General features: G+C 77.0%; 1 protein-coding gene. It reads right to left on the bottom strand.

Translation table 11 applies throughout. The features are described 5' to 3' along the window. Positions 1 to 38: 38 nt before the first annotated feature. The coding region (locus tag DQW85_RS22260) for a glucokinase (protein ID WP_113702140.1) at positions 39 to 1,013 on the bottom strand (975 nt) is incomplete at its 5' end.

The following is a 1,013-nucleotide window of genomic DNA, read 5'->3' as shown; positions in this document are numbered from 1 at the left end:
GCCACGGCGTCACAGGCCGGCCGGCGCGGGCCGGGCCCTCACCGGCCGGTCGTCGCCGTCGGCAGGCCGGTGGCGGGCTCGGGCGAGCTCGGCTTCGCGGAGGCGGAACGGGCCAGCCAGGCGGTGGCGCCGGTCAGCGCGGGCTGCTCCGCCACGATCAGCACGGTCGCGATGGCGGCGAGGTAGCCCGACATATCCGGATTGGCGGTGAACCTTGCCCGGAAGTCGCCGGCACGCACCCGCTCCACGATACGGGGCAGCACTCCGCCGCCCAGGTAGACCCCGCCACGAGCGCCGAGCGTGAGCGCCACGTTCGCGGCGAAGCTGCCCAGCATCCCGCAGAACACGTCGATCGTCTCCGCGCACAGCGAGTCGTCGAGCCGCGCCACGATGTCCGAGGCCGACAGGTCGGGCGCGGTCACGCCGTGAACCTCGGCCAGCGCCCGGTGCAGCCGTACGAGCCCGGGCCCCGACAGGATCCGCTCGGCCACCACCTGCTCGCCCGCCGCGTAGTCCGCGCTCGCCACGTACTCCCTGCTCGTGGCGGGGCGGGCCGTCCCGGGAGCCGTGCGGTCGCGAGCGGCGGCCAGGGAACGGCGGGCCCGCGCGCGCAGCACGCGGAGGACCTCCAGCTCGCGCTCGTTCTGCACCGGCACCGTGACGTGCCCGCCCTCGCCCGGGATCGGGACCCAGCCGCCGTCCACCGGCACCAGCCCGGCGACGCCCAGCCCGGTCCCCGGTCCGAGGACGGCCTTCACCCCGTGGCCGGGCGCGGGCCCGCCCAGCGGCACCAGGTCGTCGCAGTCGAGGTGGGGCAGCGACAGGGCGAGCGCCTCGAAGTCGTTGAGCAGCGTCGCGTTCGGCACGCCGAGGTCGCGCGCCGACCCCTGCCAGGAGGAGTTCGTCAGCGCGTAGCGGTCGCCGTCGACGGGCCCGGCCACGGCGAGGCACGCCGCGCCCGGCCGCGCTCCGCCCGCGTGGTCCGCGAGGTAGGCGGCCACGGCCTCAGGCAG

This window comes from Nonomuraea lactucae (assembly GCF_003313395.1).
Taxonomy (GTDB): domain Bacteria; phylum Actinomycetota; class Actinomycetes; order Streptosporangiales; family Streptosporangiaceae; genus Nonomuraea; species Nonomuraea lactucae.
The sequence above is the reverse complement of the archived record's forward strand: the minus strand, read 5'-3'. Positions and strand labels throughout refer to the sequence as shown.